The sequence below is a fragment of the Kitasatospora sp. NPDC001309 genome (assembly GCF_042896295.1).
In the GTDB taxonomy this organism is placed as follows: domain Bacteria; phylum Actinomycetota; class Actinomycetes; order Streptomycetales; family Streptomycetaceae; genus Kitasatospora.
Genome location: NZ_JBIAXC010000064.1, coordinates 14885 through 39756, shown reverse-complemented (window position 1 = coordinate 39756; position 24872 = coordinate 14885). Strand labels below are relative to the sequence as shown.

Annotated in this window: 18 protein-coding genes; 5 read left to right on the top strand and 13 right to left on the bottom strand. The window is 73.5% G+C overall.

The features are described from left to right. Positions 1-42 precede the first annotated feature (42 nt). Together ACFY2K_RS39425 and ACFY2K_RS39420 are read right to left on the bottom strand one after the other, a co-directional pair. Positions 43-528, bottom strand: coding sequence for a ribose-5-phosphate isomerase (locus ACFY2K_RS39425; RefSeq protein ID WP_375893080.1), 486 nt, complete (start codon positions 526-528; stop codon positions 43-45). A 54-nt stretch (positions 529-582) separates the two neighbouring features. After that, a complete protein-coding gene (locus ACFY2K_RS39420) occupies positions 583-1182 on the bottom strand; it encodes a biotin transporter BioY (RefSeq protein WP_380524786.1) in 600 nt (199 codons plus the stop codon). A 265-nt stretch (positions 1183-1447) separates the two neighbouring features. Between ACFY2K_RS39420 and ACFY2K_RS39415 the strand changes: the two genes are divergently transcribed. Continuing rightward, the gene (locus ACFY2K_RS39415) at positions 1448-2860 is read left to right on the top strand and encodes an amino acid permease (protein WP_375893076.1); all 1413 of its coding nucleotides are present in this window, start codon (positions 1448-1450) and stop codon (positions 2858-2860) included. Between the two features lie 88 nt (positions 2861-2948). Here ACFY2K_RS39415 and ACFY2K_RS39410 read toward each other — a convergent pair whose 3' ends face one another. Continuing rightward, entirely contained in the window at positions 2949-3581 is a 633-nt protein-coding gene (locus ACFY2K_RS39410; protein ID WP_380524784.1) for a DsbA family protein, read from the bottom strand. Between the two features lie 227 nt (positions 3582-3808). Between ACFY2K_RS39410 and pepN the strand changes: the two genes are divergently transcribed. Then, positions 3809-6373, top strand: a complete 2565-nt coding sequence (pepN, locus tag ACFY2K_RS39405; RefSeq protein WP_375893137.1) for an aminopeptidase N — start codon at positions 3809-3811, stop codon at positions 6371-6373. Between the two features lie 123 nt (positions 6374-6496). On the opposite strand, the gene ACFY2K_RS39400 is transcribed toward pepN, so the two are convergent. Both ACFY2K_RS39400 and acnA read right to left on the bottom strand, forming a co-directional pair. Continuing rightward, positions 6497-7807, bottom strand: a complete 1311-nt coding sequence (locus tag ACFY2K_RS39400; protein ID WP_387717458.1) for a glycoside hydrolase family 18 protein — start codon at positions 7805-7807, stop codon at positions 6497-6499. A gap of 165 nt (positions 7808-7972) precedes the next feature. Then, positions 7973-10633: an aconitate hydratase AcnA gene (acnA, locus tag ACFY2K_RS39395; RefSeq protein WP_380642123.1), complete on the bottom strand. Its 2661-nt coding sequence runs from the start codon at positions 10631-10633 to the stop codon at positions 7973-7975. A gap of 346 nt (positions 10634-10979) precedes the next feature. Between acnA and ACFY2K_RS39390 the strand changes: the two genes are divergently transcribed. Beyond that, the gene (locus ACFY2K_RS39390; RefSeq protein ID WP_380642126.1) at positions 10980-11513 is read left to right on the top strand and encodes a superoxide dismutase family protein; all 534 of its coding nucleotides are present in this window, start codon (positions 10980-10982) and stop codon (positions 11511-11513) included. Between the two features lie 10 nt (positions 11514-11523). Here the strand turns inward: ACFY2K_RS39390 and argF are convergent, their stop codons facing one another. From argF to ACFY2K_RS39375, 3 genes are all read right to left on the bottom strand, one after another. Next, the gene (gene argF, locus ACFY2K_RS39385; protein WP_375893066.1) at positions 11524-12525 is read right to left on the bottom strand and encodes an ornithine carbamoyltransferase; all 1002 of its coding nucleotides are present in this window, start codon (positions 12523-12525) and stop codon (positions 11524-11526) included. A gap of 188 nt (positions 12526-12713) precedes the next feature. Beyond that, the gene (locus ACFY2K_RS39380; RefSeq protein WP_387717455.1) at positions 12714-15404 is read right to left on the bottom strand and encodes a polynucleotide kinase-phosphatase; all 2691 of its coding nucleotides are present in this window, start codon (positions 15402-15404) and stop codon (positions 12714-12716) included. Then, a complete protein-coding gene (locus ACFY2K_RS39375) occupies positions 15401-16969 on the bottom strand; it encodes a 3' terminal RNA ribose 2'-O-methyltransferase Hen1 (RefSeq protein ID WP_387717453.1) in 1569 nt (522 codons plus the stop codon). The genes ACFY2K_RS39380 and ACFY2K_RS39375 overlap by 4 nt, the downstream gene beginning before the upstream one ends. A gap of 140 nt (positions 16970-17109) precedes the next feature. On the opposite strand from ACFY2K_RS39375, the gene dapD reads away from it, so the two are divergent. Further along, a complete protein-coding gene (dapD, locus tag ACFY2K_RS39370; protein WP_375893061.1) occupies positions 17110-18114 on the top strand; it encodes a 2,3,4,5-tetrahydropyridine-2,6-dicarboxylate N-succinyltransferase in 1005 nt (334 codons plus the stop codon). Between the two features lie 110 nt (positions 18115-18224). Here the strand turns inward: dapD and helR are convergent, their stop codons facing one another. Continuing rightward, the gene (helR, locus tag ACFY2K_RS39365; protein WP_387717451.1) at positions 18225-20390 is read right to left on the bottom strand and encodes an RNA polymerase recycling motor ATPase HelR; all 2166 of its coding nucleotides are present in this window, start codon (positions 20388-20390) and stop codon (positions 18225-18227) included. Positions 20391-20885: 495 nt separating this feature from the next. On the opposite strand from helR, the gene ACFY2K_RS39360 reads away from it, so the two are divergent. Then, positions 20886-21116: a hypothetical protein gene (locus ACFY2K_RS39360; protein ID WP_375893058.1), complete on the top strand. Its 231-nt coding sequence runs from the start codon at positions 20886-20888 to the stop codon at positions 21114-21116. Here the strand turns inward: ACFY2K_RS39360 and ACFY2K_RS39355 are convergent. The 4 genes from ACFY2K_RS39355 to ACFY2K_RS39340 all read right to left on the bottom strand — a co-directional run bounded on the left by ACFY2K_RS39355 (position 21068) and on the right by ACFY2K_RS39340 (position 24724). Then, positions 21068-21697, bottom strand: coding sequence for a DUF6099 family protein (locus ACFY2K_RS39355; RefSeq protein ID WP_380531732.1), 630 nt, complete (start codon positions 21695-21697; stop codon positions 21068-21070). The two genes, ACFY2K_RS39360 and ACFY2K_RS39355, sit on opposite strands and share 49 nt — an antisense overlap. 168 nt (positions 21698-21865) lie before the next feature. Then, positions 21866-22207, bottom strand: a complete 342-nt coding sequence (locus ACFY2K_RS39350; protein WP_387717465.1) for a nucleotide pyrophosphohydrolase — start codon at positions 22205-22207, stop codon at positions 21866-21868. 134 nt (positions 22208-22341) lie between these two features. Beyond that, on the bottom strand, positions 22342-23742 hold the full coding sequence (locus ACFY2K_RS39345; protein ID WP_387717448.1) for an AAA family ATPase: 1401 nt from the start codon (positions 23740-23742) through the stop codon (positions 22342-22344). Positions 23743-23848: 106 nt separating this feature from the next. Continuing rightward, positions 23849-24724 (bottom strand): putative RNA methyltransferase, encoded by an 876-nt coding sequence (locus ACFY2K_RS39340; protein ID WP_380531738.1) that lies wholly within the window; start codon positions 24722-24724, stop codon positions 23849-23851. Positions 24725-24872 lie beyond the last annotated feature (148 nt).

The following is a 24872-nucleotide window of genomic DNA, read 5'->3' as shown; positions in this document are numbered from 1 at the left end:
GGCCGCACGGGAGGGTGCGGCCGGCCGTCGGTGGCGGGTGGATCAGCCCTGGGGGTGGTGGGCCGGGATCGGCGGGAGCTCGCCGGTGGTCTCGTACTCGCTCAGCATCTCGATCCGGCGGGTGTGCCGGGCCTCGCCGCTGTAGGGGGTCTTGAGGAAGACCTCGACGAACTCGGTGGCCTCGTCCTCGGTGTGCATCCGGCCGCCGATGGAGATGACGTTGGCGTTGTTGTGCTGACGGCCGAGCTCGGCGGTCTGCACGCTCCAGGCCAGCGCCGCACGGACGCCCTTGACCTTGTTGGCGGCGATCGCCTCACCGTTGCCCGAGCCGCCGATCACGATGCCGAGGGCGTCCGCGTCGGCGGCGGTGCGCTCGGCGGCGCGCAGGCAGAACGGCGGGTAGTCGTCCTCGGCGTCGTAGATGTGCGGCCCGCAGTCGACCGGCTCGTGGCCGGCCCCCTTGAGCCACTCCACGAGGTGGTTCTTCAGTTCGTATCCGGCATGGTCGGAGCCCAGGTACACGCGCATGCCATGAGTGTGGCATGCGGGTGCGCCCGGGCCCGACAACGGGGGGTCCGGGTCTCAGCGGCGGCCGAGCAGCTTCCAGGCGAGCGGCAGCGCGCCGGCGGCGAAGGCGGCCTTGAGCGCGTCGCCGACCAGGTACGGGTAGAGGCCCAGTTCGGCGGCGCGGGCCAGCGGGACGTGCAGGCTGAACGCCAGGTACGGGACGCCGACGGCGTAGATGGCCAGGCTGCCCAGCGCCATCGTCACCGCGGTGTTCAGCGGGGAGCGGTCGGCGCCGCGGCGGGCCAGCGCGCCGGTCAGGGCGGCGGCGAGGACGAAGCCGAGCACGTAGCCGAAGGACGGCATGGCCCAGCCGGAGGTGCCCTCGGCGAACCAGGGCAGGCCGGCCGCGCCGGCCAGCAGGTAGAGCGCGAGCGAGGCGACGCCGCGGCGGGCGCCCAGCGCGGTGCCGACCAGCAGGGCGGCGAAGGTCTGGCCGGTGACCGGCACCGGCGAGCCGGGCACGTTGACCGACAGCTGGGCGGCCACACCGGTCAGCGCGGCGCCGCCGACCACCAGGGCGAGGTCGCGGACCTGGGTGCCGAGGCGGGTCGAGGCGGCGGGCAGCAGGTCGGCGAGGACGGCGCGACGCGCTGTCGGGGTGGTGGCAGTGGCCATCGGGGTTCCTCCGTGAGGTCCAGGTGAGTGAACACCTGTGAACCTACGCGGTGATCCACCGCGCCGATGCCACGGTTTCGGACAAAGCACCGCCCACGAAGCTTGTCGGAACCGGCTCCGGGCGACTCTCGGCGAACCGGCCGCCACGCACGGTGACCACCCGGTCCGCATGGTGGGCCCGCGGCGGACATCGTTGGCAGGAACAGCGGGGTCCCCGGATATTGGACAGCTCATGCCGCATTCCGCACAGTCTGGATCCACCCCTATGGCCCCCACCTCCGCGCCCCAGGCGCCCGGGACCACCGAGGCTCCCCCGCCGTCCGGTGGCCAGCAGCTCAGCCACGGACTCAAGCAGCGCCACCTGTCGATGATCGCCCTCGGCGGCGTCATCGGCGCCGGCCTGTTCGTGGGCTCCGGCGCCGGCATCGCGGCCGCCGGGCCGGCGATCATCCTCGCCTTCACCCTCTCCGGCCTGCTGGTCATGCTGATCATGCGGATGCTCGGCGAGATGTCCGCCGCCCGCCCGGCCTCCGGCTCCTTCTCGGTGCACGCCGAGAAGGAGATCGGCCCCTGGGCCGGGATCACGGCCGGCTGGATGTACTGGGTGATGCTCTGCTGCGGCGTCGCCGCCGAGGCCACCGCCGCCGGGAAGATCGTCAACGGCTGGGTCCCCGGGGTCTCCGCCTGGGTCTGGGTCGCCCTGTTCATGGTCTTCTTCTGCGCCAGCAACCTCACCGCGGTGAAGAACTTCGGCGAGTTCGAGTTCTGGTTCGCCACCGTCAAGGTCGCCGCGATCATCGCCTTCCTGGTCATCGGCGGGCTCGGCGTCGCCGGCGTGATCGGCCCCGGCGCCCCCGGCAGCACCAACCTCACCGGCCAGGGCGGCTTCCTGCCCACCGGCGTCAGCGGGCTGATCGTCGGCCTGCTCGCCTCGGTCTTCGCGTACGGCGGCCTGGAGACGGTCACCATCGCCGCGGCCGAGTCGGACGACCCCAAGAAGAACGTCGCCAACGCGGTGCGCACCGCGGTGTGGCGGATCGCGATCTTCTACATCGGCTCGATGGCCCTGGTGGTCACCCTGGTCTCCTGGAAGGACCCGTCGGTCGTCGCCGACGGCCCGTACGTCACGGTGCTGCGCCACCTCGGGGTGCCCGGGGCCGGGACGATCATGGAGGTGGTGGTGCTGATCGCGCTGCTGTCCGCGATGAACGCCAACATCTACGGCGCCTCCCGGATGGCGTACTCGCTGGTCGGCCGCGGCCAGGGCCCCAAGGCGCTGGCCAAGGTGTCCGGCGGGGTGCCGCGCCGGGCCGTGCTGGCCTCCTGCCTGTTCGGCTTCGGCGCCGTGCTGGCCGCCAAGTTCTGGCCGGACACCGTGTTCACCTGGCTGATGAACACCACCGGCGTCGCCATCCTGGTGGTCTGGCTGTTCATCTGCGTCGTCCAGCTGCGGATGCGCCGCCGGCTGGAGCGCGAGGCGCCCGAGCTGCTCACCGTGAAGATGTGGGGCTACCCGTACCTGACCTGGGTCGCGACGGCCGCCGTGGCCGGCATCCTCGCCCTGATGACCACCACCGAGGGCAACCGCCAGCAGCTGTACGCGGCCGGGGTGCTGGTCGTCCTGCTGAGCGGGGCCGGGCTGCTCAAGCAGCGCCGGGACGCGGCCGCGGCACGCTGACGGACGGCTGACGGACGACGGCGAAGGCCCCGTACGGCGAAGGCCCGGTACCCACGGGGTACGGGGCCTTCGCCGTGCCCGCCCGGGCCTACTCGAAGGACGGGCCGGCCGTGCGGGTGCGCTTGATCTCGTAGAAACCCGGGGTGGAGGCCACCAGCAGGGTGCCGTCCCACAGCCGGGCCGCGGCCTCGCCCTTGGGGGCCGGGGTGACCACCGGGCCGAAGAAGGCGACCCGGTCGCCGTCCGCGCCCTCCACCGCGATCACCGGGGTGCCGACGTCCTCGCCGACCAGGGTGATGCCCTCCTTGTGGGAGGCGCGCAGGGCCTCGTCGTACGCGTCGGTGCCGGCCGCGTCCGCCAGCTCGACGGGCAGGCCCGCGGCCACCAGGGCGGCCTCGACGGTCTCCCGGTTCTGCGGCAGGCCCTGGTTGTGGAAGCGCAGGCCCAGCTCGGTGTACAGCCGGCCCAGCACCTCGTCGCCGTGCTCCTGGGCGGCCGCGACGCAGACCCGCACCGCGCCCCAGGCGTTGTCCAGCAGCTCGCGGTAGCTCTGCGGCAGGTCGCGGTGCTCGTTGAGCACCGACAGGCTCATCACGTGCCAGCGCACGTCGACCGGACGCAGCTGCTGGACCTCGATCAGCCAGCGGGACGTCATCCACGCCCACGGGCAGGCCGGGTCGAACCAGAAGTCGGCGGTCTTGCGCTCAGCGGCAGTCGTCACTGGGTCTCGTCCTTCGTGAGGTGTTCCGAGGCAGGGGATGTCGCCCCCACCCGGACCCCAACACCCGCGCGCCGCCGCTGATTCCGGCCCCGGACGCGACGGGCTGTGCAATGGTACCGGCCGGGGCGGGCGTGAAAGGATGCCCCTGCGTGCGCGATGCACACCGCGCACCGATCCGCACCATCCACGCACGCACCACCGTGCGGGCCGGACAAAGGAGTACCGCCGTGCCGGGCAAGAACCTGAGCCGCGAGGAAGCACAGCAGCGAGCCGGCGTCCTGGCCGTCGACGGCTACAGCGTCCGGCTGGACGTGAGCTCGGCCCCCGACCCGGCGGCCGCCACCTTCCGCTCCACCACCACCGTCGCCTTCCGCTGCGACCGGCCCGGCGCCGCCACCTTCCTCGACCTGCTGGCCCCCGCCGTCCGCTCGGTCACCCTCAACGGCCGCGCCCTGGACCCGGCCACCGCCTACGACGGCGCCCGGGTGCACATCGACGGGCTGGCCGCCGAGAACGTCCTCACCGTCGAGGCCGACTGCGCCTACAGCCGCACCGGCGAGGGCCTGCACCGCTTCGTCGACCCCGCCGACGGCGAGACCTACCTCTACACCCACTACGAGCCGGCCGACGCCCGCCGGGTGTTCGCGACCTTCGAACAGCCCGACCTCAAGGCCCCGTTCACCTTCACGGTGACCGCCCCCGCCGCCTGGGACGTGCGCTCCAACGCCGTGCACGAGAACGTCACCGCCCAGGGCGACACCCGCACCTGGGAGTTCGCGCCGACCAAGCCGATCTCCACCTACCTCACCGCCGTGGTGGCCGGCCCCTACCACGTGGTCACCGACCACTACAGCCGCGAACTCGCCGACGGCACCACCCTGGAGATCCCGCTCTCCGCGCTCTGCCGCCGCTCGCTCGCCCCGCACTTCGACGCGGAGGAGATCCTCGGCGTCACCAAGCTCGGACTCGACTTCTTCCACGAGGAGTTCGACTACCCGTACCCCTTCGGCAAGTACGACCAGGCCTTCGTCCCCGAGTACAACATCGGCGCGATGGAGAACCCGGGCTGCGTGACCTTCAAGGAGGAGTTCGTCTTCCGCTCGAAGGTCACCGACGCCGCCTACGAGTCCCGCGCCAACGTCGTCCTGCACGAGATGGCGCACATGTGGTTCGGCGACCTGGTCACCCCGCGCTGGTGGGACGACCTGTGGCTCAAGGAGTCCTTCGCCGACTTCATGGGCTCCTACGGCCTGATCGGCGCCCGCACCCGCTACTCCTCCGCCTGGGTCACCTTCGCCAACCAGCGCAAGGCCTGGGCCTACCGGCAGGACCAGTTCCCCACCACCCACCCGATCACCGCCGACATCCGCGACCTCGAGGACGCCAAGCTCAACTTCGACGGCATCACCTACGCCAAGGGCGCCTCCGTCCTCAAGCAGCTGGTCGCCTACGTCGGCTCGGAGGCCTTCTTCGAGGGCGCCCGCCGCTACTTCAAGCGGCACGCCTTCGGCAACACCGAACTCGGCGACCTGCTGGGCGTGCTGGAGGAGACCAGCGGCCGCGACCTCAAGAGCTGGGCCGCCGCCTGGCTGCAGACCGCCGGCGTCAACGCGCTCACCCCGCAGGTCACCACCGACGCCGAGGGCCGGATCACCGAACTCGCCGTCCTCCAGGACGGCGATGTCCTGCGCCCGCACCGGATCGCCGTCGGCCTGTACGACCGGGACGCCGACGGCGCCCTGCTGCGCACCGAGCGGATCGAGCTGGACGTCACCGGCGCCCGCACCGTCGTCGCCGAGGCCGTCGGCCGTCAGCGCCCCGACCTGGTCCTGCTCAACGACGAGGACCTCACCTACTGCAAGATCCGCTTCGACGCCGACTCGCTGGAGGCCCTGCGCACCGGCCTCGGCGACATCCGCGACGAGCTGGCCCGGGCGCTCGCCTGGTCCGCGGTCTGGAACCTCACCCGGGACGGCCTGATGCCGGCCCGCGACTACGTCGCCCTGGTGCTGCGCTTCGCCGGCCAGGAGGGCAACATCGGCGTGCTGCAGTCGCTGCACGCCCAGGCCAAGACCGCCGTCGACCTGTACGCCGCCCCCGAGTGGCGCGCCGAGGGCGCCCGCCGGCTCGCCGACGGCGCCCTGCGCGAGCTGCGCGGGGCCGTCCCCGGCAGCGACCACCAGCTCGCCTGGGCCCGCTTCCTGGCCCAGACCGCGGGCGGCGCCGAGCACCTCGGCCTGGTCCGCGGGCTGCTGGCCGGCAGCGCCCGGATCGACGGCCTGGAGGTCGACCAGGAGCTGCGCTGGGCGCTGTGGCTGGCCCTGGCCGCCGCCGGACAGGCCGGCGACGAGGAGCTCGCCGGGGAGCTGGCCGCCGACAACACCGCCGGCGGCAAGCGCCAGTACACCCAGTGCCTGGCCGCCCGGCCCACCCCGGAGGCCAAGGCCGCCGCCTGGTCGGCCGTGATCGACTCGGACGAGCTGCCGAGCGCCCTGGTCGAGGCCAACAGCGCGGGCTTCGCGATCCCCGCCCAGCGCGACCTGACCGCCCTCTACGCGGCGCCGTACTTCAAGCTGCTGGAGAAGGTCTGGGCGGAGCGGACCATCGAGATCGCGATGCGGATCGTCGGCGGCTTCTTCCCGATCGCCCAGACCGACGAGCACACCCTGGCCGAGGCGGACACCTGGCTGGACGGCCACCCGCAGGCCGCGCCGGCGCTGCGCCGGCTGGTGCTGGAGCGCCGGGACGACCTGGCCCGCGCCCTGCGCGCCCAGGCCTGCGACCGGGCCTGACACCACTGCGGTGGGGCCCGCCGACCGCGTGTCGGCGGGCCCCTCCGACGTACCGGTCGGCGCCGGGACCGGCCCCGGCCGGGTCGGTCCCGGGCGGCGGTCCCGGAGGTCGGCCCCCGGGGGTCAGTCCCGGCGCAGGCCGCGGTCGAGGGCGGCGATCGCGCTGCCCTTGGCGTCGTCGCCGTCCAGGGACCAGACCATCACCCCGGCCAGGTCGTTCCAGCGCGCGTAGCGGGCCTTCTCGGTGAGCACCTCGGCGGTGTCGTAGCTGTAGAAGGTGGAGCCGTCGTACTTCCAGGACGCGCCGTGGTCGCGGTCCACGTACACCTTGCCGGGCAGCGCGTTGAGCTCGGCGTAGGAGTGGTCCGGGGCGGCCGCGGTGGCGCTCTGGTGGAGGCCGCCGCGCTTGCCGGGGGCGACGCCCGTCCAGCCGTGGCCGTACAGCGGGGCGCCGAGGACGAGCTGCCGGGAGGGCAGGCCGCGCTCCTGGTAGTGGGTGGCGGCGGCGTCCGCGCTGCGCTGCCGGGCGTCCGGGTCGGCGGGGTCCGAGTAGAGGTTGGCCTGGTGGTCGGTCGGGCCCTTGCCCTCCCAGGGGCCGTGCAGGTCGTAGGCCATCAGGTTGAGCCAGTCCACCGACCGGCTCAGCTCGGGCAGTTCGAGCCGGTCCGCGACCGTCTCGTTGGCGGCGACCGCGGCGGTGAGCAGGTAGTGCTTGCCCTTCCGGCCGCTCAGCGCGTCGAGCTGGCGGCGGAACTCGGCCATCAGCAGGGTGTAGTTGCGGCCGTCCTCGGGACGGACCACGTTGCCGGCGTCCCCGCCGCCGCCCGGGTACTCCCAGTCGATGTCGATGCCGTCGAAGACGCCGGCGGCCGCGCCCGCGCCGCCCTCCGGGGAGCCGGGCAGGACCGGCAGGTCGCCCTTGAGGTAGAGGTCGATGCAGGAGGAGACGAACTTCTTGCGGGTGGCGTCGGAGGCGGCCGCGTCCGAGAAGTACTTGGACCAGCTCCAGCCGCCCAGCGAGATGACGGTGCGCAGCTGCGGGTTCTTCGCCTTGAGCTTGCGCAGCTGGTTGAGGTGGCCCTTGAGCCGTTGGCCGGGGGCGTCGGCGACGCCGTCCACCGACTCGGCGGCGGAGAAGGCGCGTTGGTAGTCGTTGTGGGCGTCGCCCTGGCCGGAGTCGTTGCTCTCGAAGCAGGTGCCGTCCGCGGAGACGTTGCCGAAGGCGTAGTTGATCACGGTCAGCCTGGCGGCCTGGCCGGAGTCCTGGACGCGCTTGGCGGAGCTGTCGGCGCCCCACTGGGTGAAGTAGCCGACCCGCTGGCCCTTCAGGGCGGGCCCGTGGTGGCCGCTCTCCGCGGCGTTCGCGGCGGTGGGGGCGACGAGCAGGGCGGCGACGGTGGTGGCGGCGAGCAGCGCTGAGGCGCGAGTGGGCATACCGGACCCGTTCTCTGAGGCGGCGTCAAATGGTCTGGACCAGATGGCACAGAGGTTTAGTCCATGGACCGGGGAACGCACAAGAGGACGTCCGCTTCCGGCGCGGTATGCAAAAGGGGCCGGACCGCGGTGTGCGGTCCGGCCCCCTCAGTCACTCACCCGGGCTCAGCCGATGAGCGAGCGCAGCACGTACTGCAGGATGCCGCCGTTGCGGTAGTAGTCCGCCTCGCCGGGGGTGTCGATGCGGACGACCGCGTCGAACTCCTTGCCGGTCCCGTCCGCGCCGACCGCCTTGACCTTGACGGTCTTCGGGGTGCGGCCCTCGTTGAGCTCGGTCACGCCGGTGAAGGAGAAGGTCTCCTCGCCGGTCAGGCCGAGGGACTCGGCGTTCTCGCCCTCCGGGAACTGCAGCGGCAGGACGCCCATGCCGATCAGGTTCGAGCGGTGGATGCGCTCGTAGGACTCGGCGATGACGGCCTTGACGCCGAGCAGCGCGGTGCCCTTGGCGGCCCAGTCGCGGGACGAGCCGGAGCCGTACTCCTTGCCCGCCAGGACGACCAGCGGGGTGCCGGCGGCCTGGTAGTTCTGCGAGGCGTCGTAGATGAACGACACCGGGGCGTCGGCCTGGGTGAAGTCGCGGGTGTAGCCGCCCTCGGTGCCCGGCGCGATCTGGTTGCGCAGACGGATGTTGGCGAAGGTGCCGCGGATCATGACCTCGTGGTTGCCACGGCGCGAGCCGTAGGAGTTGAAGTCACGCTTCTCGACGCCGTTGGCGGTCAGGTACTGCGCCGCCGGGGTGCCCGGCTTGATGTTGCCGGCCGGGGAGATGTGGTCGGTGGTGACCGAGTCGCCCAGCTTGGCCAGGACGCGGGCGCCGGCGATGTCGGTCACCGGGCTCGGGGTCTTGGCCATGCCCTCGAAGTACGGGGGCTTGCGGACGTAGGTGGACTCGGCGTCCCACTCGAAGGTGTTGCCGGTCGGGACCGGGAGCGACTGCCAGCGGTGGTCACCGGCGAAGACGTCCTGGTAGCCCTTGTCGAACATCGCCTCGTCGATGGAGCCGGCGACGGTGTCGGCGACCTCCTGCTCGGTCGGCCAGATGTCGGCGAGGAAGACGTCGTTGCCGTCGGCGTCCTGGCCCAGGGCGTCCTTGGTGATGTCGATGTTCATGTTGCCGGCGAGGGCGTAGGCGACCACCAGCGGCGGGGAGGCCAGGTAGTTCATCTTGACGTCGGGGTTGATCCGGCCCTCGAAGTTGCGGTTGCCCGAGAGCACCGAGACGACCGCGAGGTCGGACTCGTTGACGGCGGCCGAGACCTCCTCGGGCAGCGGGCCCGAGTTGCCGATGCAGGTGACGCAGCCGTAGCCGACCAGGTTGAAGCCCAGCTTCTCCATGTACGGGAGCAGGCCGGCCTTCTCGTAGTAGTCCATGACGACCTTGGAGCCGGGCGCCAGGGTGGTCTTGACCCAGGGCTTGACCGACAGGCCCTTCTCCACGGCCTTCTTCGCCAGCAGGGCGGCGCCCAGCATGACGGAGGGGTTGGAGGTGTTGGTGCAGGAGGTGATCGAGGCGATCACGACCGCGCCGTTGTCGATCTCGTAGGTCGAGCCGTCGGGGGCGGTGACGGCGGTCGGCTTCGAGGCCTCGGCGGAGTAGGTCGGCAGCGCCTCGGCGAACCGCTCGGCGGCCTCGGCCAGGATCACGCGGTCCTGCGGGCGCTTCGGGCCGGAGATCGACGGGACGACGGTGGAGACGTCCAGCTCCAGGTACTCCGAGTAGGCCGGCTCGTGCGCCGGGTTGTGCCAGAGACCCTGCTCCTTGGCGTACGCCTCGACCAGGGCGAGCTGCTGCTCGTCGCGGCCGGTGAGCTTGAGGTAGTTGATGGTCTCGGCGTCGATCGGGAAGATCGCGCAGGTCGAGCCGAACTCCGGCGACATGTTGCCGATGGTGGCGCGGTTGGCCAGCGGGATGGAGCCGATGCCGTCGCCGTAGAACTCGACGAACTTGCCGACCACACCGTGCTTGCGCAGCATCTCGGTGATGGTGAGCACCAGGTCGGTGGCGGTGGTGCCGGCCGGCAGCTCGCCGGTCAGCTTGAAGCCGACGACGCGCGGGATCAGCATGGAGACCGGCTGGCCGAGCATCGCGGCCTCGGCCTCGATGCCGCCGACGCCCCAGCCCAGCACGCCCAGGCCGTTGACCATGGTGGTGTGCGAGTCGGTGCCGACGCAGGTGTCCGGGTAGGCCTGGCCGCCGCGGACCATGACGGTGCGGGCCAGGTGCTCGATGTTCACCTGGTGGACGATGCCGGTGCCCGGCGGGACGACCTTGAACTCGTCGAAGGCGGTCTGGCCCCAGCGCAGGAACTGGTAGCGCTCCTTGTTGCGGCCGTACTCGATCTCGACGTTCTGGGTGAACGCGTCCTTGGTGCCGAACTTGTCGGCGATGACCGAGTGGTCGATGACCAGCTCGGCCGGGGCCAGCGGGTTGATCTTGGCCGGGTCGCCGCCCAGCTCCTTGACGGCCTCGCGCATGGTGGCCAGGTCGACCACGCAGGGGACGCCGGTGAAGTCCTGCATGATCACGCGCGCGGGCGTGAACTGGATCTCCTGGCTCGGCTGGGCGTTCTCGTCCCAGGCGCCGAGCGCGCGGATGTGGTCGGCGGTGATGTTCGCGCCGTCCTCCGTGCGGAGCAGGTTCTCCAGCAGCACCTTGAGGCTGTAGGGCAGCCGCTCGGAACCCTCGACGGCGGAGAGCTTGAAGATCTCGTACGACTCGTCGCCCACCTGCAGCGAGCTGCGGGCGTCGAAGCTGTTCGCGGACACGACTGACTCCTTCTGGGTGCTTCGTGCGATATCCGGCCGCCACGCTGGTAAGGTCAGCCTTACTTAGGCTTACCTTGCCGCATCGCCGGCGAGCGCCTCTCGGCAAGTATCTTGATGTCGAGATATATCGTAAGGGGCAGTTATCTCGATGTCGAGATAAACCATAGTGCATGCCGCCGCGATCACCACCGCAGGCATGCCCCGGTGCGTTTCGACGCAGGTCAGCGGCCGGTCAGCGGCCCCACGACCGACCGGGCCCCCGCGCGGCCGAACCCCGCGGGTGTCCCCGGCGGCCCGGCCGCGTTAGCAGGGTGACCGTCGCCCTGCCCGTGGAAGGCCCCGACCGATGCCCGCTCCGCTCGCCTCCGCCCTGCTGCCGCTGGCCCTGCTCGCCCCCGCCGCCCCACCGGCCTCCGTCGTGGAGGCGGCCTTCGACCCGGCGACCGCCTTCGTCCCGCCGGCCGCGATCAGCTACGCCCAGGACCTGGTCCCGTACGGCTCGCACGCCCGGATCGTCACCGACCGCTCGGAGCCCGGGCGCACGGTGCTCACCCTGACGGCCACCGGCCTCGCCCCCGACCACACGTTCCCGGTGCACCTGCACACCGGCACCTGCGGGGCCGACCCGGCCGCCTCCGGGCCGCACTACCAGGACGCGGTCGACCCGGTGCAGCCGTCCACCGACCCGGCGTACGCCAACGAGCGCAACGAGCTGCGGCTGGTGCTGCGCACCGACGCCGGGGGCGCGGGCACCGCCACGACCGCCGTCGACTGGCAGCCGCGGCCCGGCGAGGCGCGCTCGCTGGTGCTGCACGCGGGCACCCCGGCCGGCCCGCACGCGGCGGGCGACCGGGTGGGCTGCGTCAAGCTGGAGCGGTAGCGCCCGCCCCTCACGACCCCAGGGTGGCGACCAGGACGGCCTTGATGGTGTGCAGGCGGTTCTCGGCCTGGTCGAACACGATGGAGTGCGCCGACTCGAACAGCTCGTCGGTGCACTCCAGCTCGGTCATCCCGGTCGCCTCGTACATCTGCCGCCCGACCACGGTGCCGAGGTCGTGGAAGGCGGGCAGGCAGTGCAGGAACTTCACGTTCGGGTTGCCGGTGGCCCGGACGGTGTCCATGGACACCTGGTACGGCCTGAGCAGCGCGATCCGCTCGGCCCACACCTCCTTGGGCTCGCCCATCGAGACCCAGACGTCGGTGTAGAGGAAGTCGGCGCCGGCCACGCCCTCCGCCACGTCCTCGGTCAGCGTGATCCGGGCACCGGTGCGCCCGGCCAGCTCCTGCGCCGCCTTCTGCACGTCCTCGGCGGGCCACAGGGCGCGCGGGGCGACGATCCGGACGTCCATGCCCAGCAGGGCGCCGGTGACCAGCAGCGAGTTGCCCATGTTGGAGCGGGCGTCGCCGAGGTAGGCGAGGGCGACCTCGGTGAGCGGCTTCGCGGTGTGCTCCGTGACGGTCAGCACGTCGGCCAGCATCTGGGTGGGGTGCCACTCGTCGGTCAGACCGTTCCAGACCGGGACGCCGGCGTGCTCGGCCAGCTCCTCGACGATCTCCTGGCCGTGACCCCGGTACTCGATCCCGTCGAACATCCGGCCGAGCACCCGGGCGGTGTCCTTGACGGACTCCTTGTGGCCCATCTGCGAACCGGACGGGTCCAGGTAGGTGGTGGTGGCACCCTGGTCGTGCGCGGCCACCTCGAAGGCGCAGCGGGTGCGGGTGGAGGTTTTCTCGAAGATCAGCGCGATGTTCTTCCCCCGCAGCCGGGGCTGCTCGGTGCCCGCATACTTGGCGGCCTTGAGCGCGGCCGCGAGGTCCACCAGGAAGCGGAACTCCTGGGGCGTGAAATCGAGCTCCTTGAGGAAGTGCCTGTTCCGGAGGTTGAAGGCCATGCCGGGCTCCTGGGGTGACGGGGCTTGGGGGAAAGTGGCAAGTGTATACGATGCTCGGAATTTCTATACAGACTGGCGGTGAAGGAGGGGAAGCCCCCGGTGGGACTTCCCCTCCCGTGCCCGGTCCCGCGGCCCTACCGGCGCGGTCCTACCGGCGGTTCCACCGGCGCGGTCCTGCAGGTGCGGTCCTACAGGCGCGGGTCGACCGGCTCGGACTCCAGGGCCAGCACCGCGAACACCGCCTCGTGCACCCGCCACAGCGGCTCCCCCGCCGCCAGCCGGTCCAGCGCCTCCAGGCCCAGCGCGTACTCACGCAGCGCCAGCGACCGCTTGTGGCCCAGCGAGCGCATCCGCAGCCGCTCCAGGTGCTCGGTGTAGTCCGGGCCGTAGACGATCCGCAGGTACTCCCGCCCGCGGACCTTCACACCCGGCTGCACCAGGCCGCCCGGACGGCCCTCGCCCCGCACCGTCCGCACCACCGAGGCCAGCGGCTTGACCACCATGCCCTCGCCGCCCGCCGCCGTCAGCTCCTCCCACCAGGCGGTGGCGGCCGCCACCGAGGCCTCGTCCCCGGTGTCCACCAGGACCCGGCCGGTGCGGTGCAGCACCGGCGCCACCCGGTCGCCGGCGGCCCCGTCGGCGGCCTCGCCGGCAGCCTGGTCAGCCGCCTCGGCGTCGGCCGCGACCAGGCGGTCGATCAGGGCCAGGTGCTCGTCGTGCGGGCGCACCGCCAGGTTCGCCCCCTCCGCGGCCAGCAGCTGGAACGGCGCCAGCCGGATGCCCGACAGACCCTCGGTCGGCCAGCAGTAGCGCCGGTACGCCTCGGTGAACGCCCGGGCGTCGGCGACGCGGCGGCGCTGGCGGGCGGTCAGCCCGCCGAGCTCCAGCCCGCGCGCGGCCGCCTGCTCCAGCGCCGACAGCACCTCCGGCAGGGCGGCGCCGGCCGCCGCGCCGACCGCGGCGTACTGGCGGCGCAGCAGCTCCACCGCCTTCAACGACCACGGCATCAGCTCGGCGTCCAGCAGCAGCCAGTCACTGCCCAACTCCTCGAACAGGCCCGACCGTTCGGCCGCCGCCCGGACCCTGCCGAGCACCGCGCCGGTCAGCTCCTCGTCGTCGAGGAAGGCCCGCCCGGTCCTGGTCCAGATCGCCCCCGGACCGGCCACCCCGAAGCGCCGCTCCAGCGCGGCGGTGTCCCGGGCGACCAGCAGCACCGCGCGCGAGCCCATGTGCTTCTCCTCGCACACCAGGTGCCGGACCCCGTCCGCGCGGTAGGCGGCGAAGGCCTCCTCCGGGTGCTCCAGGTAGCCCTCCCGGCGGGAGGTCGGGCTCGGCGCCATGGTCGGCGGCAGGTAGGCGAGTAGCCGCGGGTCCAGCGCGAAGCGGCTCATCACCTCCAGCGCGGCCGCCGCGTTCTCCTCCCGCACCGCCACCCGGCCGTGCAGGGCGGTCTCCACCACCCGGCGCCCCGCCACGTCGGCGAGGTCCAGCGGACGGCCCTCCCGGGCGCCCGGCGCGTCGGTCCGCAGCGGACGCACCGGGGCGTACCACTCCCGCTCCGCGTCGACGCTCACCAGCTCGCGCTCCGGGTAGCGCAGCGCGGTCAGGCTGCCGCCGAAGACGCAGCCGGTGTCCAGGCAGATGGTGTTGTTGAGGAAGCTCGCGCTCGGCACCGGGGTGTGGCCGTAGACCACCAGCGCCCGGCCCCGGTACTCCTCCGCCCACGGGTAGCGCACCGGCAGGCCGTACTCGTCGGTCTCGCCGGTGGTCTCCCCGTACAGCGCGTGCGAGCGCACCCGGCCGGAGGCGCGGCCGTGGTAGCGCTCCGGCAGGCCGGCGTGGCAGACCACCAGGGCGCCGCCGTCCAGCAGGTAGTGGCTGACCAGGCCGCGCATGAAGGCCCGCACCTCGGCCCGGAACTCCTCGCTCTCCCCGGCCAGTTGGTCCAGCGACTCCTGGAGGCCGTGCGAGACGGTGACCTTCTTGCCGTCCATCGCCCGGCCCAGCTTGTTCTCGTGGTTGCCCGGCACGCAGATCGCGTGACCGGCCGCCACCATGCCCATCACCAGGCGCAGCACACCCGGGGTGTCCGGGCCGCGGTCGACCAGGTCGCCGACGAACACGGCCGTGCGGCCCCGCGGGTGGACGGCGTCCACCGGGCGGCCCCCGGCGTCCCGGGCCAGCGTGTAGCCGAGGCGGGTCAGCAGGGTCTCCAGCTCGGAACGGCAGCCGTGGATGTCGCCGACGACGTCGAACGGGCCGGTGAGGTGGCGCAGGTCGTTGTAGCGCTTCTCCGGCTCGATCACGGCGGCCGCCACCTCGGCCTCGCCGCGCAGCACGTGCACCTTGCGGAAACCCTCGCGCTCCAGGCCCTTGAGGGACCTGCGCAGCTCGCGGTGCTGGCGCGGGACGACGTGGGCGGGCAACTGCCGGTCCGGGCGGGCGCGGTTGCGCTCGGCACACACCCCCGGCGGGACGTCCAGCACGATCGCGATCGGCAGCACGTCGTGCGCCCGGGCGATCGCCACCAGCTGACGGCGGGCCTCCGGCTGCACGTTGGTCGCGTCCACCACGGTGAGGCGCCCGGCCGCCAGGCGCTTGCCGACGATGTAGTGCAGGAGGTCGAAGGCCTCGGCGGACGCCGACTGGTCGTTCTCGTCGTCGGACACCAGGCCGCGGCAGAAGTCGGAGGAGACCACCTGGGTGGGCAGGAAGTGGCGGCGGGCGAAGCTGGACTTGCCCGCGCCGCTGGTGCCGATCAGGACGACGAGGGAGACGTCGGTGACGGGCAGGCGGCGGGGGGCGGGGGGCTGGTCAGGGGTGGGGGCCTCGTCGGGGGTGGGGGCCTCGTCGGGGGTGGGGGTCGCGTCCTCGGTCATCGGGTCTCGCCTCCTCCGGGCGTGGTGGTGGTCGTGGCGGCATCGGTGGCGTCGGTGGCGGTGCGGAAGAGGGCGAGCTGGGTCGGCGGGCCGACCTCCGGGTCCTCCGGGCCGACCGGGCGCAGCTCCACCGTGTAGCCGTACGCCGCCGCGACCTTCCCCGCCCAGGCCCCGAACTCGGCGCGCGACCACTCGAAGCGGTGGTCGGCGTGCCGGGCCCGGCCAGCCGGCAGGCTCTCCCACCGGACGTTGTACTCGACGTTGGGCGTGGTGACGACCACCGTCCTCGGGCGGGCCGCCCCGAACACCGCGTACTCCAGGGCCGGCAGCCGCGGCATGTCCAGGTGCTCGATCACCTCGCACAGCACCGCCGCGTCGTACCCCTTCAACCGGGCATCGGTGTACGTCAGCGCACCCTGCGCCAGCGTCACCCGCGCCGCCAGCCGCTCGGGCAACCGCTCCAGGTGCAGCCGGCGCTTCGCCGCCTGCAACGCCCGCGCCGACACGTCCACCCCGAGGATCTCGGTGAACCGGGCGTCCTTCATCAGCTCACCGATCAACTCGCCCTGGCCGCAGCCGAGATCGGCGACCCGGGCGGCGCCGCCGTCGCGCAGGGCGGCCAGGATCGCGGCGCGGCGCCGCTCGGCGAGGGACGGCGGCCGGGGCTCGTGCCGGTCCTCCTGCCCGTCCGGGGCGGGCCCGGCGGCCTCCCGCCCCTCCTCCTCGGGCCGGTCGTCGACCGCGTTGTCGATCTCCTCGACCTCGCGGTCGTCCGCCTCGGCCAGCCGGGCCAGCTCCAGCCGCTCCATCGCGGCCCGGGTCAGCGACCAGCGCCGGGACAGGTAGCGGCGGGCGATCAACGCCCGCTCCGGGTGCGCCGCCAGCCAGCCCTCACCGGCGGCGAGCAGCTTGTCCACCTCGTCCGGGGCGACCCAGTAGTGCTTCGCACCGTCCAGCACCGGCAGCAGCACGTACAGCTGCTGGAGCGCCTCGGCCAGCCGCACCGACTCCGAGGCGAGCACGACCCGCACGTAGCGGGACTCGCCCCACTCCGGGAAGGCCTCGTCCAGCGGGACCGCCGTCGCCTCCACCCGCCAGCCCAGCGGCTCGAACAGCCGGGCCACCATCGCCGGACCGCCACCCTCGCCCGCACCGTTCGCGGGCACCGCGGGCAGCTCGATCCGCAGCGGGCGGACCAGCGCCGGCAGCTCCGGACGGGCCAGGCAGTCGCCCTTCATCGCCGACCGGAACACCGTCCGCAACGCCACCGCGAGCAGCGAGGACGCCGCGTACGGGCGGTCGTTGACGTACTGGGAGAGCGCGAAGTCGGGCAAGCCGCCGCGCCCCCTGCCGTCGCCCCGGCCCTTGCGGACCAGCGCGATCGGGTCGATGTCCAGCAGCAGCGCCGCCGTGCAGGCCTCGTCGTCCGCCCGGGGGTAGAAGACGTGGGCCGCACCGTGCGACGTCGTGAACCGCTGGACCTTGCCGGGATGCTTGTGCAGCAGGAACCCGAGATCCGTCGCCGGGCTCTCGGCGCTGCCGGTAGTGGAAATCGACATGAACACCCGGCCGAGTATTGCCCAGCGGGAGACGTCCGGGCACCGGGTTTTCCCACCCCGCGCAGCGCTGGCCTGCGGGTCCGCCCGCCTGTCCGGACGATGGGCGTGTTCGGCAGCCGGGCCCCCCATTGGTTAACGTGCACGGTGTGACTGCTGAATCCACCTCGCCCGAATCCACCACCCCGGCGACCGGCGCCGTGGCCACCGGTCTGGCCACCATCGCCGCCGACGGCACCGTCCTCGACACCTGGTACCCCGCCCCCGCCCTGGCCGCCGAGCCCGGCCCGGCCGGCACCGTGCGCCTGACCTCCGAGCAGGCCGAGGCCGAGCTCGGCGCCGGCGCCGCCGAAGCGCTGCGCGCCGACGCCCGCCGCGGCGTCGAGGTGGTCGCCGTGCGCACCACCATCGCCTCGCTCGACGAGAAGCCGCTCGACACCCACGACGTGTACCTGCGCCTGCACCTGCTCAGCCACCGGCTGGTCCGGCCGCACGGCCAGAACCTGGACGGCATCTTCGGCCTGCTCGCCAACGTCGCCTGGACCAGCATCGGCCCCGTCCCGGTCGACCGGGTCGAGCAGGCCCGCCTCGCCGTCCGCGCCCAGGGCGGCCAGCTGGCCGTCTACGGGATCGACAAGTTCCCGCGGATGACCGACTACGTCGCCCCCGGCGGTGTGCGCATCGCCCACGCCGACCGCGTCCGGCTCGGCGCCCACCTCGCCGCCGGCACCACCGTGATGCACGAGGGCTTCGTCAACTTCAACGCCGGCACCCTCGGCACCTCGATGGTCGAGGGCCGGATCAGCGCGGGCGTCGTCGTCGGCGACCACAGCGACATCGGCGGCGGCGCCTCGATCATGGGCACCCTGTCCGGCGGCGGCAAGCAGGTCGTCTCCGTCGGCGAGCGCTGCCTGCTCGGCGCCAACGCGGGCATCGGCATCTCGCTTGGCAGCGACTGCGTCGTCGAGGCCGGCCTGTACGTCACCGCCGGCACCCGGGTCACCACCCCGGACGGCACGGTGGCCAAGGCCGTCGAGCTGTCCGGCCAGGACAACCTGCTGTTCCGCCGCAACTCGCAGACCGGCGCGGTCGAGGTCATCGCCCGCTCCGGCTCCTGGGGCGGCCTGAACGCGGACCTGCACGCCCACAACTGACCTGTGGGGCAAGGCCGTCGAGGGGCCCGGCGCGGGTGCGCCGGGCCCCTTCGGCCGGTACGGCCCCGGAGGCTACGGGCGACCCCGCAGGCTAGGGGCGGCCCCGGAGGCTAGGGGCGGCTCCGGAGGACGACGAGCTCACGGGTCGCCCTGGTCATCGCGACGTAACGGTCGACCGCACCCTCGACACCGTCACCGAACGCCTCCGGGTCGACCAGGACCACCAGGTCGAACTCCAGCCCCTTGGCCAACTCCGGGGTGAGCGAACGGACCCGCGCCCGCTCCCGGAACCCCGGATCGCCGATGACGCAGGCGACGCCCTCGTCGTGCTCGGCGAGCCAGGAATCCACCACGGCCGGCAGCTCCGCCACCGCACCGTGCCGCACCGGAAGGCCGCTGCTGCGCACCGAGGTCGGCACGTTGGCGTCCGGCAGCGCCGCCCGGACGACCGGCTCGGCCTCCGCCATCACCTCGGCCGGCGTGCGGTAGTTGATGCTCAGCGAGGCCATCGTGGTGCGGTCGAAGCCGACCCGGTCGAGCCTCTCCTGCCACGACTCGGCGAAGCCGTGCCTGGCCTGGGCCCGGTCCCCGACGATGGTGAAGCTCCGGGACGGGCAGCGCTGCAGCAGCATCTGCCACTGGGCGTCGGTCAGCTCCTGGGCCTCGTCCACCACGATGTGGGCGAACGGGCCCGCGAGCGGCTCCGCGGCGGCGGCGGGCAGCGCGTCCTCGTCGACCAGGGTGTCCTGGAGGTCCCGGCCGCGCAGCATCGTCACCACGCCCTCACCGTCGTCGTCGGCCTGGATCAAGTCGCCGATCACGTCCGCCATCCGCTCGCGCTCGGCGGCGGCCGAGGCACGCCGACGCTGCCGGCGCAAGGTCTCCTCGCGGTCCCCGAGCCGCTGGCGGGCCGCGTCCAGGAGCGGCAGGTCGGAGACCGTCCATGCCTGCGGGGCGTGCTTGCGCTGGAGCGCACGGACCTCCTCCGGGGTGAGGTGCGGCGCGCACATCCGCAGGTAGGCGGGCACCGACCAGAGGTCGCCGACCAGCTCCGCCGCCTCCAGCAGCGGCCACGCCCGGTTGAGCGTGCCGACCAGCTCCCGGTCCTGCCGCAGCGCGCGGCGGAACTGCTCGGGCGAGACCTCCTCCTCGTCGTCCTGCTCCAGCCTGTCCAGCAGGATCGCCACCAGTTCGTCCCAGATCTGCTCGCGCGCCTCGTTGTGCGGGGTGCCCGGATCCGGGGCGTCGAAGGCCTCGGCCCAGTCCGCGGCGCTCAACCGCAGGTCCGCCCAGGGAGTGCCGACCAGCAGCTCCTCGACCGGCGGCTCCTCGTAGATCCGGACGGCCTTGTCGATCGCCCGCACCAGCTCCACCGAGGACTTGAGCCGCGCCACCTCCCGGTCCGCCTCCTCCGGCGCATCCGCGCCCTCGGGCACCAGGTCCCGCAGGGTGCAGGTGCGCACACCCTCCTCGCCGAGGCTGGGCAGGACGTCGGCGACGTAGTTCAGGTAGGGCTGGTGCGGGCCGACGAACAGCACTCCGCCGCGGCGGTGGCCGAGGCGGGGGTCGGCGTACAGCAGGTAGGCGGAGCGGTGCAGGGCCACCACGGTCTTGCCGGTGCCCGGGCCGCCGTCGACCACCAGGGCGCCGCGCGAGCCGGCCCGGATGATCGCGTCCTGGTCGGCCTGGATGGTGGCCAGCACATCCCGCATCCGGGCCGAGCGGTTGCCGCCCAGGCTGGCGATGAAGGCGGACTGGTCGTCCAGCGCGGCGTGCCCGGCGAGGCCCTCCGCGGTGAACACCTCGTCCCAGTAGTCGGAGATCCGGCCGCGGGTCCAGCGGTAGCGACGGCGGCTCGCCAGGCCCATCGGGTCCGCGTGGGTCGCCGCGAAGAACGGCTCGGCGGCGGGCGAGCGCCAGTCGACCAGCAGCCGCCGGCCCTCGCTGTCGGTCAGCCCGAGCCGGCCGATGTACAGCGGCTCGGCACCCTCCTCGGCGACGATGCGCCCCAGGCACAGGTCCAGACCGTAGCGGCGCAGGGCGCGCAGCCGGCCGCTCAGCCGGTACACCTCGATGTCGCGGTCCATCGCCGCCTGCCCGGCACCCCCCGGAGCGCGCCGCACGACGTCGAGCTGGTCGGAGAGTTCGGCGATCACCCGTTCCAGGCTCTCCGCGATCGCCGCGAAGTGCCGCTCGTCGGCCGCGACGAGCGCCGGGTCGGCCTTGGCGGACAACCGCTCGGGGAGGTCGAAAGCGCTGGTGGTCGGGGGGTTCATGGCATCAGCTCCGATCTGAGGCCTGCGATTGTGCGCCCTCCAGGGGGCCTTGCCGCAAGACCCCCCTTGCGCTATATGTTGAGAGTGGCAAGGGGTGGGTTCTCCCCCTTCCGCTCTCTTCTCCGGGCGCTCGCGGCGGCCCTCTGCTGCTCTTCGGGCGCCCGGCGCGGCGTCGGCGCCGCGCCGGGCGCCCTGCTCCTGTTCCTCACCGGTTCTCTGGGGCCCGCCCCCTCCCCCCTCCCCCTCCCTCCCACCCACCTCCACCCGCCCACCGCCCACCGCCCACCGCCCACCGCCCACCGCCTCCGGCGTCCTCCACCCTCCTCAATTCGCGCCCCTAGCCGAGGCCGTGTTGCAGCGGCAACCCCGGATCACCCGAGAGGCTTACGGCGTACCGGAGTTGGACCGCATCGGGTGGTGCGCGGTGACCGGCTGCGGGAACGGTTCGTTGGTCGGTGCGGCACACCGCACCACCGATCCGAAGAGGTCCCCGTCATGTCCGAACCCTCTGCCACGCCGCCGTTCCCGAGCAGCCCCACCGGCTCGGCCACCGGTGACTCGGCCGGACCCGCGACCCCCAAGACCCTGCTCGAGCAGATGCAGGAACTGCTCGCCTCGGTGACCGCGGACCTCGCCGCGCTCCAGTCCGACACCCGGGACATCGCCCCGGCTTCCGCCTATCCCGCCGTCAACGACACCTCCGACTCCGTGTCCGGCACCCGGTAGTCCGGCGCCCGCTCCTCCTCCGTCGGCCCGCCCGCACCCGGCGGGCCGAGCCGGACCACCAGTAACGGCGCCCCTTGACCGTCCGGCTCCGGCTCCGGTTCCGCGCCACCGAGCACCGACCGCTCCACCGCTTCGCCCCGCCCGGTCGCCGCGCGCAACCGCGCGGCCACGTCCTTGCACTCCGACACCGCATCGACCCCGTCGATGCACGTCCAGTACAGGCTCTCGGTGTCCGCCCCGCAGGCCAGCACCACGAGCGTCTCCCCGACCTCCCGCAGGAGTTCCTCCAGCGCCCCCAACGTCGCCGCCGTTTCGCCGAGTTCGGTAAGCCGCCCGGCCCTACCACCGCCCACCAGGGCGTTCGTGGCGACGGACCGCTCCAGGCAGACCGCCGCGTGGGCGCCCGCCTCGGAGAGCTGCTGGCCGAGGCCCGTCAGCTCGTCCCCGTCCGACTCCGCCAGCCGAGCGCCCACCGCCTCGGTGAGCAGCGCCGCCTGCCGCGCCTCGGCCAGCACGTCGGGTACGTGCCTGGCCTCGGCCAGGGCGTGCCGGGCCGTCTTGATCAGCCGCAGTGCCTCCATGGCCCCCGCTCCTTCCGCTCGTCGTCGCCGTCGACCAGCACCGCCGCCGGGGCGGCGGGGTGGTCACGGGGAGAGCGTGCGGGGAGGGCGGGGTGGGACGCATCCGCCCTTTCGAAAGCTGTGGAAAACCCGGGAGCTGTGGATAACTTCCGTCCCTCACAAGGGTGATCAGCCCTTGTTCGGATTGACGTCAGCCCCTTCGCCCGGCACCGGGAAGCGGCGCTCGTTGCGCTCGATCTTGGCCGCGAGCGCCTCCAGCGGGTCCACCCCGACCGCCGTGCAGAACTGCACCAGGTACGCCAGCACGTCCGCGACCTCGTCGCGTACCCGGTGGGCCCGTTCCGGGTCCGTCATCACCGCGGCGGCCTGCTCCGGCGTGAGCCACTGGAAGATCTCCAGCAGTTCCCCGGCCTCCACGCTCAGCGCCGCCGCCAGGTTCTTCGGCGTGTGGTACGGCTCCCACCGCCGGGCCGCCGCGAACTCCACCAGCCGCTGCCGCAGCCCCTCCAGCGTCGGCTCCCCGGGCTGCTCCGCCGGGCCTCCGGACACCACGTCGACCCCGGGCACCACATCGGCCCCGGCCGCCCCTGCCGCCCCGGCCGCCAGGTCCGCCGCCGACTCCCCCGACCTCGTCACTCGTTCGTTCACGCCCCCAGGTCTACCGCATCCGCTCCCCCGGTCACAGCGGAGCCTTCCCCCGCGCCCGCCGAGCCCTCCTCCCGATCCCCCTCCCCGCGCCCGTACTGCACCGGCACCCTGGCCGCCTCCGGCCGCAGCACCGTCGACCCCGTCGCCGGGTCCCGTCGGCACTCCACCAGCGCCACCGCCCCCGTCCGCTCCTCGCCCGCCCCGAACGCCGCCCGCGCCGCCGCCGGCTCCTGGAGCGCGGCCACCACCCGCAGCTGGTTGCGCCCCGCCATGTCCCGCGCGAGCCGCAGCAGCGAGGCGGTCTGCTCGGTCGCGAGCCCGGCCCCGAGGTCCTCGGCCAGCACGGTGAGCTGCCGGTGCGCCCATGGCACCTCGGCGGCCACGTCGAGGTCGAGCACCCCCGCCCCGGTCAGCAGCACCGCCGCGAAGGCGAGGTGGCGCAGCATCCCGTCGGAGGCCTGGTCGGCGCCGGTGCGCCCGAGCACGCCTTCGTCGAAGACGGCCAGTACCCGGCGCCCGGTCCGGCTCTCGCGCTCGGCGAGGGTGAGGCCGAGCAGCGGGTGGGGCGCGGCCTCCTGGACGGCTCGCAGCAGTTGCCCGTACCGGCGCGGGCACTCGTGGGCGAGCCGGTTGATCAGGGCCGAGATGTTGGCGGCGTTGCTGCGCAGCCGGGCCTGCGGGTCGGCCTTGGCCCAGCCGCGCATCAGGGCGGGGACGGGGTGCAGCGGGAAGACCTCGCGCAGTGCGGTGAGCAGGTCCTCGGCGGCGGCGAGGACGAGCCGTTCGCCGGTGGAGGAGCCGGCCACCCGGAGCGGCAGCTGGGCGGTGATCATGGTGCTGCTGGGGAACGGCGCCCGGATGTCCCCTTGCCGGGTGTCGTTGTGCCAGCAGACGTTGACGCGCCCGCTGCGGACGTCCTGTTCGCCGGTGTCCACCAGGGTCCGGCCGTCGAGGGTGAGCGACTCCCGGGCGATCCGGACCGCGCCGTCGGTGCGGATCACCAGGTCGAGCCGGATCCGGCCGCGCGGTGAGCGGACGGTGCAGCCGAGGATGACGGCGTCCCGTCCGTGCGGCACGCATCCGCCGAGGCCGCCGCGTACGGGCGTGGCGAGCGGTCCGGTGCGGTCGGGCAGCCCGTCCAGGGATTCGGGGATCTCCTCGCCGAGGGCGAGCCGGGACAGCACGGCGAGCGCGTCGAGGGCGTTGGACTTGCCGACCCCGGCCGGCCCGTGCAGCACGGTGAGCGGCGCGAGCGGCAGGACGGCCCGCCGGTAGGACTTGAAGGCGGTGAGCCGCAGCTCCTCGACGGTGGGGCGTGGCACTGGCGGCCGGTCGGGGCCCGGGGCGCCCGGGCGCAGTTGGGCCGGCCCGGCGGGCGCGGCGGCGTCGCGGTTCACCCGTCGGACGTTAGCCGCAGCCCGGCGGGGCGAAACGTCCCTGCTCCCCAGATTCATCCCTACGGGGCGGGCCCGTCCCGCGCCGCTGACCCGCGGCGGTCCTCGGTTACGGCCGCCGGTACGCGGCCACCGTCACCGAGGCGGTCACCTCGACCGGGTCGGGCAGTTCCTCCAGGGCGGCGGCGAGCCGGTCGGGGTCGGTGTGCCAGGCGCTCGGCCCCATGCCGACGACGGTCCGCACGTCCTGGGCGGAGAGCCGCAGGGTGAACTCGACCGGTTGCCGGCCGGCCGGCGTGAGGTAGGGGCCGAGCTTCTCGTCGATCCGGCGCTGCTTCTCCTCGTCGACCGACAGCAGGCCGAGGGCGGCGACGAGTTCGCGCAGGTGGCGGGCGGTGGGCGAGACCAGCAGCAGGGTGCCGCCGGGGCGCAGCACACGGCGGATCTCGGGTCCGTTGCGCGGGGCGAAGACGTTGAGGACCAGGTCGGCGCAGGCGTCACGCAGCGGCAGCGGGCGCCAGGCGTCGCAGACCACCGCGCCGACCCGGGGGTGGGCCTTGGCGGCGCGGCGCAGCGCGTACTTGGAGATGTCGAGGGCGGCGCCGACCCGGCCGGGCAGGGTGTCCACGACGTGGGCGAGGTAGTGGCCGGTGCCGGCGCCGAGGTCGGCGACGAGGCCCCCCAAGCCGTCCGCTCCCCCGCCCGCCCCGGCGTCCGCCCCATCGCCCACGGCCGCGGCGGCCGCCGCGGCCAGGGCGTCGGCGATCGGCCGGTAGTGGCCGGCGGCGAGGAAGTCGGCGCGGGCGGCGACCATCTCGGCCGTGTCGCCGGTGCCGGTGTGGGCGTCACCGGCGAGGAGGCTGACGTAGCCCTGCTTGGCGAGGTCGAAGCTGTGCCCGGCGGGGCAGCGCAGGCTGCGCTCGTGCCGAGTGAGGTCCTGCGCGCAGTGGGGGCAGGCCAGGTAGGGCTCGATGTCCTGCAGCAACGTTCCGTCTTCTCTCGCCGTTCGGCCCCGGCCGGTCGGGGGCGCCAGCCAGCCTAACCACCCGGGCCGGTGGTCGGCCGCCGCGCCGGAGCGACACCGGCCCAGCCACACCGAAGCCCGGGCCCAGCCCAGCCCAGCCGAAGCCCCG